General features: G+C 63.9%; 18 protein-coding genes. 11 read left to right on the forward strand and 7 right to left on the reverse strand.

All coding sequences use genetic code 11. The features are described 5' to 3' along the window. Positions 1-47: 47 nt before the first annotated feature. Together EPN33_13345 and EPN33_13350 are read right to left on the reverse strand one after the other, a co-directional pair. Positions 48-1085 (reverse strand): hypothetical protein, encoded by a 1038-nt coding sequence (locus tag EPN33_13345; GenBank protein TAN21071.1) that lies wholly within the window; start codon positions 1083-1085, stop codon positions 48-50. Further along, positions 1031-1381 carry a PadR family transcriptional regulator gene (locus EPN33_13350; GenBank protein ID TAN21072.1) on the reverse strand — a complete coding sequence of 117 codons (351 nt, stop codon included), beginning with the start codon at positions 1379-1381 and terminating at the stop codon, positions 1031-1033. The genes EPN33_13345 and EPN33_13350 overlap by 55 nt, the downstream gene beginning before the upstream one ends. Before the next feature lie 140 nt (positions 1382-1521). Between EPN33_13350 and EPN33_13355 the strand changes: the two genes are divergently transcribed. Beyond that, complete coding sequence (locus tag EPN33_13355) at positions 1522-3087, forward strand: NAD(P)H-hydrate dehydratase (GenBank protein TAN21073.1); 1566 nt, start codon at positions 1522-1524, stop codon at positions 3085-3087. After that, a complete protein-coding gene (gene tsaE / locus EPN33_13360) occupies positions 3084-3530 on the forward strand; it encodes a tRNA (adenosine(37)-N6)-threonylcarbamoyltransferase complex ATPase subunit type 1 TsaE (protein TAN21074.1) in 447 nt (148 codons plus the stop codon). Before EPN33_13355 ends, tsaE begins: the two co-directional genes overlap by 4 nt. A 4-nt stretch (positions 3531-3534) precedes the next feature. Here tsaE and EPN33_13365 read toward each other — a convergent pair whose 3' ends face one another. Then, positions 3535-3744 carry a hypothetical protein gene (locus EPN33_13365; protein ID TAN21075.1) on the reverse strand — a complete coding sequence of 70 codons (210 nt, stop codon included), beginning with the start codon at positions 3742-3744 and terminating at the stop codon, positions 3535-3537. A 223-nt stretch (positions 3745-3967) separates the two neighbouring features. Between EPN33_13365 and EPN33_13370 the strand changes: the two genes are divergently transcribed. The 7 genes from EPN33_13370 to EPN33_13400 all read left to right on the forward strand — a co-directional run bounded on the left by EPN33_13370 (position 3968) and on the right by EPN33_13400 (position 9042). Beyond that, positions 3968-4702 (forward strand): ZIP family magnesium transporter, encoded by a 735-nt coding sequence (locus EPN33_13370; GenBank protein ID TAN21076.1) that lies wholly within the window; start codon positions 3968-3970, stop codon positions 4700-4702. Between the two features lie 515 nt (positions 4703-5217). Then, positions 5218-6063 (forward strand): TPM domain-containing protein, encoded by an 846-nt coding sequence (locus EPN33_13375; GenBank protein TAN21077.1) that lies wholly within the window; start codon positions 5218-5220, stop codon positions 6061-6063. Between the two features lie 59 nt (positions 6064-6122). Further along, positions 6123-6857 carry a hypothetical protein gene (locus EPN33_13380; GenBank protein ID TAN21078.1) on the forward strand — a complete coding sequence of 245 codons (735 nt, stop codon included), beginning with the start codon at positions 6123-6125 and terminating at the stop codon, positions 6855-6857. Continuing rightward, complete coding sequence (locus tag EPN33_13385) at positions 6857-7456, forward strand: LemA family protein (protein TAN21079.1); 600 nt, start codon at positions 6857-6859, stop codon at positions 7454-7456. Before EPN33_13380 ends, EPN33_13385 begins: the two co-directional genes overlap by 1 nt. A gap of 108 nt (positions 7457-7564) precedes the next feature. Beyond that, positions 7565-8140 carry a sigma-70 family RNA polymerase sigma factor gene (locus tag EPN33_13390; GenBank protein ID TAN21088.1) on the forward strand — a complete coding sequence of 192 codons (576 nt, stop codon included), beginning with the start codon at positions 7565-7567 and terminating at the stop codon, positions 8138-8140. After that, positions 8137-8493 (forward strand): hypothetical protein, encoded by a 357-nt coding sequence (locus EPN33_13395; GenBank protein TAN21080.1) that lies wholly within the window; start codon positions 8137-8139, stop codon positions 8491-8493. Before EPN33_13390 ends, EPN33_13395 begins: the two co-directional genes overlap by 4 nt. Before the next feature lie 3 nt (positions 8494-8496). Beyond that, positions 8497-9042, forward strand: a complete 546-nt coding sequence (locus tag EPN33_13400) for a DUF3106 domain-containing protein (GenBank protein TAN21081.1) — start codon at positions 8497-8499, stop codon at positions 9040-9042. Here EPN33_13400 and rpe read toward each other — a convergent pair. Genes rpe through EPN33_13420 form a run of 4 tightly spaced genes read right to left on the reverse strand, consistent with a single transcriptional unit; the run spans position 9039 to position 15204 of the window. Next, positions 9039-9713: a ribulose-phosphate 3-epimerase gene (rpe, locus tag EPN33_13405; protein TAN21082.1), complete on the reverse strand. Its 675-nt coding sequence runs from the start codon at positions 9711-9713 to the stop codon at positions 9039-9041. The genes EPN33_13400 and rpe overlap by 4 nt on opposite strands. Next, positions 9710-10801, reverse strand: a complete 1092-nt coding sequence (locus EPN33_13410; GenBank protein TAN21083.1) for a hypothetical protein — start codon at positions 10799-10801, stop codon at positions 9710-9712. Before EPN33_13410 ends, rpe begins: the two co-directional genes overlap by 4 nt. Beyond that, a complete protein-coding gene (zwf, locus tag EPN33_13415; protein ID TAN21084.1) occupies positions 10786-12354 on the reverse strand; it encodes a glucose-6-phosphate dehydrogenase in 1569 nt (522 codons plus the stop codon). Before zwf ends, EPN33_13410 begins: the two co-directional genes overlap by 16 nt. 9 nt (positions 12355-12363) lie before the next feature. Continuing rightward, a complete protein-coding gene (locus EPN33_13420; protein TAN21085.1) occupies positions 12364-15204 on the reverse strand; it encodes a bifunctional transaldolase/phosoglucose isomerase in 2841 nt (946 codons plus the stop codon). Positions 15205-15316: 112 nt separating this feature from the next. Between EPN33_13420 and EPN33_13425 the strand changes: the two genes are divergently transcribed. Beyond that, on the forward strand, positions 15317-16225 hold the full coding sequence (locus EPN33_13425; protein ID TAN21086.1) for a phosphoribosylaminoimidazolesuccinocarboxamide synthase: 909 nt from the start codon (positions 15317-15319) through the stop codon (positions 16223-16225). An 88-nt stretch (positions 16226-16313) separates the two neighbouring features. Next, a partial coding sequence (locus tag EPN33_13430) for a hypothetical protein (GenBank protein TAN21087.1) occupies positions 16314-16496 on the forward strand: 183 nt, incomplete at its 3' end.

Consider the following 16496-nt stretch of genomic DNA (forward strand, 5'->3'; position numbering starts at 1 on the left):
TGGCGGCAACCACCCCAGCCATCGCGAGGGGATCGCGTGGCGTGGCCTTATAGACAACGGCGCCCAAAACGCGCGCGGCCAAAATCCCCAGCACCAGGCCGGCGCTTGCTCACGGCCGCAGCCGCGAGGCCGAAAATGCCGGTCAGCGAAAGGATCACGCCCATCAAGCCGAGCAGGCCCAGCGCCGAGGCGGCCACGCGGGCGGCGAACAAGGCGCCCGTCATGGCCTGATTCCAGGTTTCAATGAACGACGGTAGTCCCGGATCGAGACTCCGCAATTTCCCTTTGATCGCCAGCACCAGCGTCTGCGGGTTGAGCGGCGAGCGCACGATCATGACGGAACTACTGGAGGGCCACTGCAGCAGCGGCAAAAACATGGCCGGTTGCTGGGCTTCGGTAAGGCTGTTGTACTTGCCGTTTTCGACCACCCCTGCAACCTCGATGCGCGTGCCGTCGTGCAACTTGAAATAGCTACCCACGGCGGCGGTGGTCGAGCCGAAGAGCTGCCGGGCGAATTGCTGGTTCACAAGCGCGACTTTTGCGGCAGTGGCGTCATCGCTCCAGTCCAGCCTGCGGCCGGCCAACAACGCCGTGCCCGCAGCGGGGTACGACAGACGCAGCGAGGTGTCGTGCAGGCGGGGTTGTAGGGCGTAGAGAGTCTGCGCCTGCGGGACATTCAGCGGGCGCAGAATGACGGCGTTCAGTGCGCCAAATACGACCGCGTTGGCGGCAATCGCCACCGCCAGCGTGATGATGGCGGTGAGGGTGAAGCTGGGGGTCTTGCGCAGGCAGCGAGTGGCGTAGCGCACGTCGCGCCAGAAGGCGTCGAGGCCAACCCAGTGCGTTGCTTCCCAGAATCGCTCCTGGGCGCTGGCAGTGTTGCCGAACGCCCGGTGCGCTGCCGAGCGCGCTTGCTCGCCGCCGAGCCCCTGCTCGGCCAGGGCATCCGCCTCAAGTTGCAGGTGGGCTTCAATTTCCGCTTCAAAATCTCTGCTGCTGCGCTTGCGCCGAAACCAGCTTGGGAACATGGCTACACCTCTTTTGCCTCCAGTACGCGGCCCATCGCCGCCGCAAACCGTTTCCATTTCTCCGTCGCGCGCGTCAGTTGTGCCCGTCCGCTGCGTGTGAGTTCGTAGAAACGCGCTCGCCGGTTGTTACTCGACGTTCCCCATTCGGCCGCGATCCAGCCGTGCTCTTCCAGCCGCTGCAAGGCCGGATAAAGCGCGCCGTGTTCCACCAGCAGTTCCTTGCCCGAGGAGTCCTGAATGGCGTGCGCGATCGCTTGCCCGTGGTGCGGGCCAAAAATCAACGTCCGCAGGATGAGCAAATCGAGCGAGCCCTGCATCAGTTCCAGGCGTTCCTTTTCCGTTCTGGTCAGCATTTGACCCAAGCGTCCCCGGCTTGGGTAAGATGTCAACTGGAACGTCAGTTGTCGGTTCTCAGTTTTCAGTTCGTACGTGCTTGCCCGCGGGTGCCGGGTGCGAACTGAAAACTGATGACTGAGAACTGTAAACTTGCTGTATGCATGTTCTTTCCGCGGCGCAGATGCGCGAGGTCGATCACCTCACCATCACGGCGCACGGCATTGCCGGTCCGGAGCTGATGCTGCATGCCGCACAGGCGGTAGAAAAGCGGCTGGAACGGGATTTTCCGCGTGCGCTGGAGGGCCGCATCGGGATCGTCTGCGGCGGCGGGAATAACGGCGGCGACGGCCTGGTGCTGGCGCGTCTGCTCGCCGAGCGCCACGTCGATGTGTTGTGCCTGTTGTGCGCGCCGGCAGACCGGCTGCGCGGAGATGCTGCGGCGGCGCTGCGGCTCTTACCCGTCAAGCCGGTCGAGCTGACTTCCGCCGCTGCCTGGACCGGGCAGCGCGCCGGCTTGCTCGGGTGCGATCTCATAGTTGACGCGCTCTTTGGCACAGGCCTGCTGCGGCCATTGGCGGGGTGGCTGCGGCAGTTGGTGGAAGAGTTGAACCGTGACTACGCGCGGCCGGTGCTGGCAGTCGATATTCCTTCGGGGTTGGGAGCGGATGGGGAAGGGCCGGTCGAAACCGCGGATGCGGCGGTGATGCGTGCGACTGCGACGGTTACCTTCACGGCGCCGAAACGTGGACTGTATTTTTCGCGCTACGCCGCTGCCGTGGGTGCGCTCACGGTGGCGCCGATCGGCTCGCCCGAAGAGGTCATTGCCGCGTGCGGGCCGCATTTGCGGCGGACCACACCGGGCGATTGCCGGCCTTTTTTGGCCGCGCGGCCGCGCGACAGCCACAAAGGACTTTACGGCCATGTACTCGTTATCGGCGGTTCGCTCGGCAAGTCGGGCGCGGTCGCCATGGCGGCGACGGCCGCGTTGCGCACCGGCGCAGGTCTGGTGACGGCGGCCGTGCCCGCTTCGGTGCTGCCGCTAGTGGCCGCGGCACGGCCGGAACTCATGACCGAACCGCTGCCGGAAACGGCAACCGGGGCAGCCAATTTCCACGCACTCAGCCCCGAGGCACTCGATCGGCTGCTGCATCCGGCCACGGTGCTGGCGGTCGGCCCCGGGCTTTCGCAGGATCCAGAAGCGGCGGCTCTGGCCCGGCATTTGATCCAGCACAGCAAGCTCCCCTGTGTGCTTGACGCCGATGGGCTCAATGCCTTCGACGGGCACCTGGCGGAATTGCGACCCGCTCACGGCGTGCTGACGCCGCATCCGGGCGAGATGGCCCGCTTGTTCGGTACCTCGACCGCCGATGTGCAGTCGCGCCGGCTTTACTACGCTTCACGGCTGGCGGCGGAAACCGGGGCGGTCGCGGTGCTCAAAGGTCAGTTCAGCCTGATTGCCGATCCCAGCGGCAATGCCTTTGTCAACCCCACGGGCAATCCCGGCATGGCCACCGGAGGAGCGGGCGATGTGCTCACGGGCGTGGTGGCCGGTCTGCTGGCGCAGTTTCCCGCGGCGCCCGCACTGGAGCTCGTGGCGGCTGCCGTCTATCTGCACGGCCGCGCTGGCGACGCGGCTGCCGCCCGTACCGGCGAAATGGGTCTGCTGGCCGGCGACATCACGGCTGCGCTTCCTGCCGCTATCATGGAAACGCGCAGCCGATGAATCCTGTGACTTGTGCCACCGCCGACGACCTTCGCGCCTGGGGACGCCAGCTTGCAACCCAACTGCCTCCCTTCACGATTCTGGTGCTGGTGGGCGAGCTCGGCGCGGGCAAAACCACGCTGATGCAGGGCGTCGCCGTAGGCTGGGGCGTGGCGCGCGAGGACCAGATTGCCAGTCCTACGTACACGTTAGTTCACGAATACCGCTGCGACCGCCGCTGGATGCTTCACCTCGATCTCTACCGGGTTGAAAGCGGCGCGCAGCTCGATACACTTGGACTGGAGGATGTGCTGCTTCCGCCTCCGCCGGGCGAAGAAAAGCTGGTGGCCATTGAGTGGGGCGAGCGCCTCGAGGTCAGCCTCCCACACCCCTACCTGCGCATCGGCATCTCGACCGATCCGGTCACCGATGTGCGTACGTTAACGCCACACTGGGTGCGATAACCGGTCAGCTTGCCAGCCAGCCGATCGACTTGCCCGCCTGTTTCGTCCCACACGCAACGTTGCGGCCAATCTCCTTGCCGGCTTTGGCGACCGCCTTGGGCACCCGCCGCAACGCCCGCCGCGTAGCGCGGGGATGCTGCGTAATCGCGGTGACCGGCGACACCAGCGCCAGCAGGAACCCCAGCCGCCTGTGCCCACTCAAAATCAGTGCCACGCCGAACCCCAGCGGTGCCCACGTAAGTAGCTGTTCGGTTGTTCTCTCCATGCGCCGGTTAGTTGCCCTTTGGCCGTGGCCCGTTGCCCATTGGCGGCAGCTTGGAGGAGCTCTGAGCACCAGCGGGCGGACCCTGCCAGGAATCGAAGCCCGCACTCCAAGCGACCAAAGGGAGCGACCAGGGCAAAAAGTGGCGAGCCACAATGCTAACCTTGACCTCTCTATGCCCGCTGCGTACATCTGGGCTCTGGCGCTTGGCATTTTGGCTGCGCTGGCCAACATCTTCGGCGGCCTGGTGCTTACCGGGCGCGACTGGGAACGTCAGTACTTGCGCTACTTCGTGGCTATCGGGGCCGGTTTCATGCTCGGCACCGCACTGCTGGAAATGGTTCCGCAAAGCTGGAAGCTCAATGCCACCACCACGCCGTTCCTGTTGCTGGGAGGCTACCTGCTCGTCCATTTGGTCGAGCACAGTTTTGTCGCTCACTTTCACTTCGGAGAAGAGACGCATGGCGGCGCTTTCCTGCAAGGCCAACTGCCCTGGTCGGTGCTGGCTGGGCTTTGCATTCACACCTTTTTCGACGGCGTGGCGATCGGCAGCGGCTTTCTAGTCTCGAGCTGGCTGGGCTGGGTGATATTCATCGCCATCTTCATGCACAAAATTCCGGAGGGATTCACCATCGCCTCGGTCATGCTGGCGGCCGGACGCGGCAATCGCGCCGCGTTGCTGTCAGCGGCCGGCATCGGCGGTGCTTCGGTCCTGGGCGTCGGCATAATTCTGCTGTACCCCATGAGCCTGGCGCAGGCGCTGCCGTTTGCTGCCGGCGTGACGCTCTACGTAGCCGCCACCGACCTGATTCCAGAAGTCAACCGCGAGTCCGGCATTGGCATGGCCTTCTGCGTCTTCCTCGGCGTCGGGGTGCTGGCGCTGCTGCAGTTCCTATTTCACGGAATCTGAACCACCCTCAAGCCGATCTGGAACAACGAGACGGGCACCTGCCAGGGTTTCGGCAAACATGGTGATGGCCCGGAGGCGCGCGCGAATCAGCGCTCGCATGGGATAGGCTGCACTCAGCCGGGAGTGGCGCGGAACGCCTCGACCTGTTGCTCCGAAGATTGTTCATGTGCTGGAAACTGCTGCTCCAACTCTTCGAACCTAGGACCGGCAAGTTCGGCGATCTCGCCGAAGGCGGTTCCTGCCGAGAACGATGACGGCGGCAGGCACCCATGAATCGGCGCGGCCGGCTGCAGGAAGGTACTGCGAAGGGCAGTCGTCGATGAAGTGCGCGGAGAATCCGGCCACCCACGGCACCCAGCGGTAAACGGGCAGCTCGCGGTTGCCGGCAAAGACGGAATTGCGGAGTCCGCTGGAGTTCGCCGCTGCCGGGCCAAATAGCGCTGGCTGGGTGGTGCCCATGTGTTCTTAGGCTGTCAGGGAACGGCGGGGGCAGGGGTGCTACTCTTTTCTTTCATATGGGCTTGCGCGTCAAAAGGGTCGGCCTCATTGTGGTGGCGCTGCTGGTGACGGTGGCGCTGCGGGCGCAGGCGGTTCCTGCTGCCAGCAGTCTCAAGCCGCAAGGGCTCGTCAACGACTACGCACATGTGCTCAGCCCCGATGCGGCGTCCCAGCTCGAGCAGGCGGCCGAGGCTCTGAACCAGGCGCTCAAGGTTCAGGTGGCCATGGTGACGGTCACAACCACCGGGCAGACCGACATTTTCGACTACTCCTATGCGCTCGCCCAGCATTGGGGCGTGGGCGCGAAAGTTGCCGCCAATGGCCAGGATAAGGACACCGGCCTGCTGATCTTGCTGGCGGTCAACGACCGGAAATATTTCACCCAGGTGGGTTACGGGTTGGAACCCTACATCACCGATGCTGATGTCGGCACCTGGATGCGCGACCTGACGCCTGAGCTGCGGGCGGGCCGCTACGGCGCCGTCTTCGCGGGCATGCTGCAGCAGATCGAGACGACGCTGGCGGCGCGCATGCCGGGCGCGGCCAAGCAGCTACAGGCCATGAGTGCCCAAGGCCAACTGCCCAGCCGCAGCCTGCGCGATGCGCGCGGGGGGCCGTCGCCCGCGGGCCAATTGGGCTTCATCGTCTTTTTAATCGTTATCTGGATCATCGGTGCGTTCGCCATGCGCGGCCGCGGTGGCGGCTGCTTCTGGCCGCTGGTGTTTTTCAGCATGATGAACGGCGGCTTTGGCGGCGGCAATCGCGGCGGCTGGGGCGGCGGTTTCGGCGGTGGTGGCGGAGGAGGCTTCGGCGGTTTCGGCGGCGGCGGTTTTGGCGGCGGCGGAGCGGGCGGGAGTTGGTGAAGAAGGGTGGTCAGCGTGTCAGCTAATCAGCTTGCGAGGTGGGCGGATCGGAATAGGCCATGGGAAAGATAGATACTGAGCAGGCGCTGGAAAAGATCACGGCTTGGCTGCGCGAGATCTACGGCGCGCGGTTGCAGTTACTGATTGCCTATGGTTCGGCCGCGGGCGGCAATCACCAGAGCAAACACAGCGGCATCAATCTGCTTGCGATTTTGGACCGCCTGGATGCGTCTACGCTGGACGTCGGCGCGCCGGCGGCGAAGTGGTGGAAAGACCAGGGCCACCCGCCGCTGGTGATGTGGGCGCGCGACGAATGGAACGATTCCGCCGACGTCTTTCCCATCGAATTTTCCGACATTGCCGCGCATCACCGCGTTCTGCATGGTGAGGACCTATTTGGCAACATCCCCAAGTATCCTGAGCTGCATCGCTTGCAGGTGGAGCACGACCTGCGCGCCAGCATATTGCGCTTGCGCGGCGCGTATATGGTGCACGGCCGCGACGCCAAGGCTCTGGAGGCGACTCTGCTCGACTCGGTCAGCAGTTTTCTGACCCTGTTCCGGCACGCGCTGACGGCTCTCGGGGAGCCGTGGGAGGTCGACAAGCGCAAGGTGCTGGCGGCGGCGGCCCAGCGCTTTCAATTTGCTGCCGCGCCGCTGGAGGAGGTGCTGCAAGCACGGCAATCCGGCGGACGGCTCCAGGGTGGTAAGCTGGAGCCATTGCGGCAACTGTTTGCCCAATATCTCGCTATCATGATGCAAGTGGAGCGCGCGCTGGAGGCCAGCCAACCATAATGCCAAGCCATCGTACACAAGGTGCAGCCAAGCCATGGCTGATCGCGGTGATCGTGATCGTGCTTGTCGTTCTCGGTTTCGCCACCAGCTTTACCGGCCGCTACAACAACATGGTGAAGATGCGCGAGGCTGTCAAGCAGAGCTGGTCGGAAGTGGATGTGAACATCCAGCGCCGCGCCGACCTGATCCCTAATCTGGTCAATACGGTCAAAGGGTTTGCCAAGCAGGAGCAGACGGTCATTGGCGAAGTCACCACGGCTCGTGCCGAGCTGGGCGGAGCGCGCACGCCGCAGCAAGAGATGAAGGCCAACAACCATTTGGATGGTGCGCTCAGCCGGCTGTTGTTGATCGTCGAGAACTACCCCGACCTGAAGAGTAATCAGAACTTTCTGGCGTTGCAGGACGAGCTGACGGGAACGGAAAACCGCATTGCCGTCTCGCGCCGGCAGTACAACCTGGCGATTCAGCAATACGATGCTTACATTCAGACCTTCCCCAACAACATCATCGCCCATTGGGGGGGGATGAACTACAACGACGCCTACTTCGAGACCGCGCCGGCGAACCGCAAAGCGCCGCCGAAAGTCAGTTTCAACTGAAACAAAGTGCCTGACGACCGCAACTTGATGCCGCCGCTCGGGTTACCGTTGCCGGGGGATGGCGTGCTCAGCAGCGGCGCAGCGGTTCTGGATGGAGCAGTAGCGGCGATTGACGTCGATACGGCGCTGATGCTGCGCTTTCAGGCCGGTGAAGACGTCTGTTTTGAAGAGCTGGTGACGCGCTTCCGGCGCCCGCTGATGGGCTATATCTATCGCATGGTGCACGACGCCGCCGCCAGCGAGGAGCTGCTGCAGGATGCTTTTGTGCGCGTCTACCAGCACCGGCAGCGCTACCGTCCGGACGCGCGCTTCAGCACCTGGATGTACCGCATCGTGCACCGGCTGGCGCTGAACTATCTGCGCGATCATCGCCACGAATTGGCGGTTCCGGCGCAAGTAGAGGATGCGGAAGAAAGCCGCCGGCAGCGCGAGCAGGCCGACCTGCACCCCAATGTGGAGCAGGCGATGCTGGCGTTTGGCGAAGCGGAACGGCGCCGTCTGCGGGTGCAGCAGGCCATTGCCGTGCTGCCGGAACGCCAGCGTGCGGCTGTGATTTTGAATAAGTATCAGGGATTCGACTACGAAGAAATCAGCCGGGTGCTGGAGCTGAGCGTCAGTGCCACGAAATCCTTGTTGTTCCGCGCTTACGGAACCTTGCGCCGCGAACTGAGGGATTTGCTATGAATCTTCCGGAATGGGACAGTCTGGATTCACTGTTGAACGAGTGGCAGCCGCCGACGCCGCTTCCAGGCGCCGCTGGCGTCGATGCGGAACGGACCCTGTGCCAGCGGGTCCAGGAACGCGTTCGCGCGTCGCGCGTGTGGCGCAGCGTCGTCGCCGCCGGAGCCGCCGCGGCTGTGCTGGCGGGGCTGGTCTATCTGGGGCCGCTGACGCCCGCACCGGCTGCGCGCACAGTGGAGCAAATCGCGGTGATGCAGGACATGCAACTGCTTAGCCGGAATGCCGACCTCATCGAGCATCTGGACTTTCTCATGCTGCCTGCCTCCTCGGCTACGGAAGCATCCCAGCCGGAGTAAGCCGTGTTGCGATGGAGCCGAGGCAGTTGCGTATTCCTGCTGGTGCTGCTGGCGGCGGCGACGGTCGTCGCGCAACGGCCGCATCGCCGCAGTCCGCCGCGGCTGACCTCACCCGGCGCGGGATTGCATCGCCTCACCCAGCTTCCGCCCCCGGAAAGCGAACAACGGCTGCGGCAGAATCCGGATTTTCAGCGCCTTTCGCCGGAGACGCAACAGAAAATGCTGCGCAGGCTGAAGCGGCTCAACGCCATGCCGCCACAGAAACAGAAGCGCGTCATCCGGCACCTGCGGGCCTTCGGCAAGCTGACTGCGCAACAGCAAGCGGGCCTGCGGCAGGTCTACGCGCAGTACAGCAAGATGCCGTCCGCCGACCAGCTCGCCTTTCGCACGGCCTATCATTCTCTGCGCCCGATGGCGCCCGCTGCGCGCCAGCAGTACCTGGCGCAACTGCAACAGCAGCACAGCCTGACCGCCCCTGAGCTGGTGACGTTGCGCCACGCGCTGGATCTGGATCTGCCGGCTGACCTGGTGAGCGCCCCTGATCCTTAACCAAGGGCGGCGCGGAGGGTGTTAACACCGGCGGTGGCGCCCTGAGGATGGCCGAAGACGGCGCTGCCAGCGACGAAGATGTTAGCGCCGGCGGCGCGAGCCTCGGCAATCGTGGAGGGTTCGATGCCGCCATCGACCTCGATGTCGCAGACGAGGCCGCGGGCGTCGAGCACTTGGCGCAGGCGGGCGATTTTGGGGAGCACGCTGCTGATGAATGCCTGGCCGCCGAAACCGGGCTCGACCGTCATCAGCAGCACCAGTGCGACTTGATCAAGCGCTTCTTCGATCAGCGCCAGCGGTGAATCCGGGTTGAGGGCGACAGCGGGTTGGGCGCCGGCTTTGCGGATCGAGGCGAGCAGACTGTGAAGGTGGACGGTTGCCTCGGCGTGGACAATGATGACGTTGGCGCCGGCCTGGGCGCAAGACGTCACCCATTGTTCGGGGCGCGAAACCATCAAATGGGTTTCGATGGGCAGGGTGGTGAAACGGCGCGTGGCGGCGACGAACATGGGGCCCATGGAGATGTTGGGCACGAAATGGCCATCCATGATGTCGACCTGAAACCGATCCGCGCCGGCGGCTGCGGCGGCAGCAAGTTCACGCTCCAGGCAGCCGAAGTCGGCGGACAAAATCGATGGGACCAGTTGTACTGCTCGCTTCGCCGCGCTCATGCGGCGGCGGCTTCCCAGCCGGCCATGAGTGCCAAACCGCGTTCGAGAGCTAGCTGAAACAGCCGGTCGGCGCGATGAATCGAGAGTTCTTCGGAGAGCGTGGCGGCTTCGCCGCGCAGCAGCATGTCGCCGGCGCTCGTGCCCGTCCATTCACCCACGACGGCTTCACCCTGGCGGATGGTGATGCCGATATGCGGACCACGATGTTCGATGGCGACGACAGTGCGCGGCGAGCCGCCTTCAATGATGATGTGCTTCAGCAGGCATTCGTGCGAACTGGCCGGCTCGAAGCGCAGCAAGACGGGCGCGCCTTGCGGCCGGTTGAGTCGCAGGCCCTCGCGGGTGCGCTCGCCGGATTGCCATTGCAGCTTCTGCGCCATCCAGCCGGCCATCATAGTGGCTGCGAGGCTGCCGCCGCTGTCGGCAGGATCGCCAATGCCTCCGGCGGAAACGGTTACGGCTTCGATGCTGGCGGGATTGGCCAGCTCGCCTTCGAGACCCTGGCAGACCAGATGCCGCCAGGGCGTCAGTCGCGTCCAGGTGAGATCGCCGATGGTGGTGTTGCCCGGCATGGACTGCGCCAGTTGGGTCAGCCGCGCCGCCGGCAAGTGTAGCCGATGCGCATCCACCAGAATGCGTCCGCTGAGACTGGCCCAGGCCATGAACTCTCCGTTGCCGCTGGGGTCGCCTGCGCGCCAGAGCAGCAATACCGGCAAGTCACAGGCCAGCAGCGGAGCAACGATGCTGGGCATGCGCTCGGGCAGGCCACAGAGGGACACCATCTCCGAGCCCCCCGGATGGGCCGCCACGCACACGCGCACTGCGGCATCGCCCGGTGCGATCAGAAAAACGCGCGCCGGATGGTGCGGTCCCAGATCCCAGAGCTGCTGCGCGATGCGCCCGGCGTCGGCTTCATCGTGCGCGCGGCAAATCAGATTGAGCGCCAATGCCCGCGGCTGCGTCATGCCCTCTGCCTCGGGCAGACGGAGCTGACGCCACTGACTTTCGAGTTTGGCAATGCGTCCCGCGCGCCATTCCAGTTGCATATCGCCGCCCCCTTCTCGCCATCCCCTCACGGACGCCGCCATTCGCGCCCGTCTTTGCGAATAAACTCTTCGGCCGCCTCCGGCCCCCAACTGCCCGCCGCGTAGTTGGGCAGCTCCGGCGCCGGCGTCGACTCCCACGCCTCCAGCAGCGGGGTGGTCAGCGTCCAAGCCGATTCCACCATATCGTAGCGCGCAAACAGCATGCCGTCACCCAGCATGGCGTCCAGCAGCAGCGTCTCATAGGCTTCCGGCTGCGGCTCGCCAAAGCTGGTGCCGTACTGAAAGTCCATTTTGACTGGCCGCAGGCGCATATCCGTGCCCGGCACTTTGGCCTCGAAACGCAGGGAGATACCTTCGTCAGGCTGGATGCGGATGACCAGCACGTTGGCCTCGATGGTTTCCGGGTACACATCCTGGAACATCAGGAACGGAGGGGACTTGAACTGAATGGCGACTTCGCTGACACGCTTGGGCAAACGCTTGCCCGAGCGCAGATAGAACGGCACACCCGCCCAACGCCAGTTCTCGATCATCAGCTTGAGTGCGACGAAGGTTTCGCGGTTGGAATCGGGCGCCACATTGGCCTCTTCTCGGTAGCCTTTGACCTCCTCGCCATCGACCAGGCCAGGGCCATACTGGCCGCGCACGGCCACGCTGTCGTAGGTAGCCGCGCCCGGTGGCAACAGCGGCCGGATGGAGCGGATGAGCTTGATCTTTTCATCGCGCACCGAACCCGCCTCAAAGCGCACCGGCGCCTCCATGCCCACAATCGATAGCACCTGCATGAGATGGTTCTGCACCATGTCGCGCAGCGCGCCGGCTTCTTCGTAATACTTGCCGCGGCGCTCGATGCCGATGGATTCGGCCACCGTGATCTGCACGTGGTCAATATAGCGGCGGTCCCAGATGGGCTCGAAGATGCCGTTGGCAAAGCGGAAGACGATCAGATTGCGCACCGTTTCTTTGCCGAGATAGTGGTCGATACGGAAGATCTGCTCTTCTTTGAAATTCCGGTGCAGATGCTGGTTGAGGGCCCGCGCACTGGCCAGGTCATGGCCGAACGGTTTTTCCACGATGATGCGCGTCCAGCCCTGCGGCGAAAACTGGTTCAGGCCGGCGCGCGCCAATTGATCGGCGAGCGGCGCAATCAGGCTGGGCGGAGTGGCGAAATAGAACAGCACGTTGCCACCGCCCTGGGGCAGCTTGCGCAGCATTGTGGCCAGCTTCTGGAACAGATCGGGATGGTCGAACGTGCCGCCAAGAAACTGCATCCGCCCCGCGAAGGAATTCCATACCGCGTCATCGAGCTGTCCGGAGCCTCCCTCCCCGTCATCCGGCGTGGCGTACTGTTCGATGGCCTTGCGCATTTGGTCGCGAAAGTCCTCGCTGGTCCAGTCCGAATCCGCGACGCCGATGACATGAAAGGTGGGCGCCAGCCGTTGCATGCGCGCCAGCGCGTAGAGCGCGGGCATGAGCTTACGGTGCGTGAGGTCGCCGGAGGCGCCGAATATCACCATGGTGCAAGGCGGCGCGGTGCGCTGCATGCGAATGCCGGTGCGCAGGGGGTGGGGGGCGGTGGTCGTCGTGGTGGCCATGGCGGATGCCTAGTCTGCGGCATTCTCGTTGCGCGCGCCCTGCGGCAGCGCCAGCGCCGCGGCCAGTTCCTTCAGGTCAACAGCGGCATCCGCGCCGAGATCGACGCGCAGCAGACGGCGCTGATGCTTGGCCAGTGATTCATAGTCGCCAATCGCTTGCGCCGCCAGCAGCGTGGTGAAGCCGTACTTCTGACCGGGAATCGGCAGGTTCTGCCTGGGCGGCGCGGTGATCTGCAGGAAGACGCCATTGTTGCCGCCGCCCTTGTGCAACTGACCGGTGGAGTGAAGAAAGCGCGGGCCAAAACCGAGCGTGGTCGCTACGTGGAGGCGGTCACGCAAACCGAGACGGAGTGCCTCGAGGGCTTTGTTCCAGTCGTCGTTGCGGTCGACGTAGGCCATGATGGCGATGTAATCGCCGGGTTTGACTTTGTCCAGCCACTCGTCCAACGGCTTTTTGGCGCTGCTGGCCGGAGCGAAAAACTGCAACGCACCGGTGCGCGCCGTGGGTACGGCGGTGAAGCCGGCGGCAGCATCGCCGCCTTTCAGGTACTCGCCCAGCACGCGCACGGTGTTGTCTTTGCTCTCCTGCACGTTGGGTTCGTCGAAGGGGTTGATCTCCAGCACCGCGCCGGCGATGGCGGTGGCGAACTCCCAGCGGAAAAACTCGCGGCCGAGATCGTAGCGGTCGCGCAGGCCGATCTGGAAGACGGGCGCATTGCTGCTCAGGCCAGTGCAGGCAGCGCCGGTGGCGTCGTTGGTGCCGCCCAGGCCGAGTTGTGCGAAAACGCGATCGTCGCCGTAAACGCCGGGCTTGCCCAGTGCTTCGCCCGCAACCGGCACGATGCCGGTGCCCAGCTTGCCGGTGCTTTCGGCCAGCAATTGTTCGAGCCATGAGCCCAGGCTCGCCAGCTCGGGGCTGGTAATGAACGTGAGCTTGTCTTTTCGCGGTTTGGAATCGGCTCGTGCCCAAACGCCGATGGCGGCGCCAAGCTGTGCGGCCGGATTGTGCGCCAGCGGAATGTCGGGACCGCAGGCTTCGGCCATGTCTTGCGCGAGGCGCAGCAGCTTGGCGACATCGACGCCCAGCAACGCCGCCGGAACGAGCCCAAAAAATGACAAAGCCGAATAGCGGCCGCCAATATCGCCAGGATTGGTGAAGACCTTGCGGAACTTGTGATCGGCGGCGAGTTTTTGCAGCGAAGTGCCGGCATCGGTGATGGCGGCATAATGGCGGCCGTCGGCGAGCTTGGACCAGAAGTAGGCGAACAGGCTGTTGGGTTCAAGCGTGCCGCCGCTTTTGCTGCTCACCAGGAAGAGCGTCTTGGCGAGCGTGACTTCTTTTTCAATGCGTGCAATCTGGTCGGGATTGGTGGTATCGAGCACATGCAGCCGCAGGCCTTTGCCACCTTCGGCGCGTGCGCCAAAGACCTTGCTGAAGACCTCCGGCGCCAGGCTGCTGCCGCCCATGCCCAGCAGCACGCAGTCGGAGTAGCCGTCCTTCTGGCAGCCCTGCACGAAACCCTGAATTTCATCGACCTTGGCTTGCATGCTCTGGGGCAGCGCCAGCCAGCCAAGACGATTGGCGATTTTCGCCTGCACGGCTTTATCGGTGCTCCAGAAGCTGGCGTCGTGCTTCCCAATGCGTTCGCCGGCCTTCTGGCCGTCGAGCTTCGCAAGGGCTTTGGCAGCGGCATCCAATTGCGCCTGCGGGCCAACCAATACCTGGCTGACGCGCGCGACTTTGTGGCGCAGGCCGGTGATCAGCTCGACATAGGATTTCTGGAACGAGTCCACACCCTCGTCCTGAAGCTCGCGCGCGACCTGGTCCATATCGATGCCGGCTTTGGCGAGGGCATCGAGCACCGCCTTTACTTCAGTGTCGTAATGATCCATGGCTTCCTGCAACCGGTTGGCAGGTTTGCCGTGGTCGCGGTAGGCCTGGATAGTGACCTCGGGCATGGTGTCGACCGTGTGCGGGCCGATCAGCGCCTCGGCATAGAGTGTGTCGGGGTATTTCGGGTTCTTGGTTGAGGTCGAGGCCCACAGCAACCGCTGCGGATGCGCTCCTTTAGCCAAGAGTTTTTCCCAGCGCGGCCCGGAAAGGGTTTTTTGGAAATACTGGTACATACGCCGGGCGTTGGCGATGCCGGCTTTGCCGTGCAACTCGGGATTTTTGTCGAGGCGTTTGTCGACCTTGGTATCCACGCGGCTGACGAACAGACTGGCGACCGAGGCCAGCTTGTCGATGGGCTGGCCGGCGGCAACGCGCTTTTCCAGAGCCGAAAAGAAAGCTTCGACTACCGCCTGGTAACTATCGAAGCCGAACATCAGCGTGATGTTGATGTTGATGCCCTCGGCGAGACAGGTTTCGATGGCCGGGATGCACTCGGGCGTGGAAGGAATTTTGACCATCACGTTCGGACGGCCAACTTTTTTCCAGAGCATGCGCGCCTGTTCGATCGTGCCCTGGGTGTTGCGGGCGAGATCGGGGAAGACCTCGATGGAGCAGAAGCCATCGTGGCCATCCGCACTGTCGAAGACCGGGCGCAGGACGTCGCAAGCGTGCTGAATGTCATCCACCATCAGGCTGATGAACAGGTCGGCGGGAGCCTTAGTCCATTCGTGGCGGATGGCGGTGTCGTAATCACTGCCGTGCTCCAGGGCTTTGGCGAAAATCGTGGGGTTGGAAGTCAGGCCACGCAGGCCATCCTCGCGCACCATGCGCGCCAGCTCGCCATTGCGCAGCAGGTCGCGGCGGATGTTGTCATACCAGAAACTCTGGCCGAATTCATGTAGCTGCTGGAGTGGGTTCATGGCTGCCTCATTCATTAGGATACGGCTATCAGCCATCCGCTTTCAGCCATCCGCCGTGCCGGGTGGACGGCAAATGCGATGGTGGCGCGGGGTGCTTGACAGCCGATGGCGCAAGCGGAGAAGATGAAAGCCTCGCAAGAGTTCACAAATGCCTACACCAACGGTCGTCGAGTCGCAGCTTTCCGGTCTGAAACTGATTTCCCGCGGCAAGGTCCGCGACCTGTACGATGCCGGCGACCGGCTGCTACTCGTCGCCAGCGACCGTCTGTCAGCGTTTGATGTGGTGCTGCCGACGCCGATTCCCGACAAAGGCCACGTACTCACGCAGATTTCGCTGTTCTGGTTTGACTATCTGCGTGACGTCTGCCGCAATCATTTGATTTCAGCCGATGTGAAGGCCTTTCCTGCGGCGGTGCAGGGCGAGCGCACACAGCTTGAGGGCCGCTCGATGCTGGTGAAAAAGTTGCAGATGTTTCCAGTCGAGTGCGTGGTGCGGGGGTATTTGTCCGGTTCGGGCTGGAAGGAATACAAAAAGCTGGGCACGGTCTGCGGCATCAAGCTGCCGGCCGGACTGAGCGAGTCGGCGAAGCTGCCGGAGCCGATCTTTACGCCTTCGAGCAAGGCCACCGTCGGCCACGATGAAAACATCACCATGGCCCAGGTCGAAAAGTTGATCGGCGCTGCACCGGCGGCGCAATTGCAGCGGCTGAGTCTGGAGATTTATAGCCGCGCCGCCGCGTATGCCGAAACGCGCGGCATCATTCTGGCCGACACCAAGTTCGAGTTTGGCCGCGATCCGGTGGACGCGACGGGTGAGCCGATTCTGGCCGATGAAGTGCTCACGCCGGATTCATCGCGCTTCTGGCCGCGCGACAAGTACGCACCCGGCCGCGCGCAGGAGAGCTACGATAAGCAGTACGTACGCGACTATCTGGAGCAGGTGGGCTGGAACAAGCAGCCGCCCGCGCCGGCGTTGCCCGACGAGGTGGTGCGGCACACCAGCGAAAAGTACCGCGCGGCGTACAAGGAGCTATCCGGCCGCAATCTCGGCGCCTGAGATCGCCGCGAACTTCGATGGTGCCCCGTCCAAAGCCGACCATCGGGAGGCGGGCGATCGCGGCCCTAGCCAGCAGCGGCGCGAGCCGATGAACTTGCTCGATTACATCCTCTTGCTCATCGTCGCAGTCTCGATCGTGACGGCTGCGGTAAAGGGCTTTTTCTACGAAATCTGGATGATGGCGGCCACGATTGCCGCCATCCTGCTGGCGGCCTGGAACTATGAAGCCGCGGCGAAGTGGCTCCACTGGATTGGCGTGCCCGAAGCGGCG

It is taken from the genome of Acidobacteriota bacterium (assembly GCA_004299485.1).
GTDB lineage: Bacteria > Acidobacteriota > Terriglobia > Terriglobales > SCQP01 > SCQP01.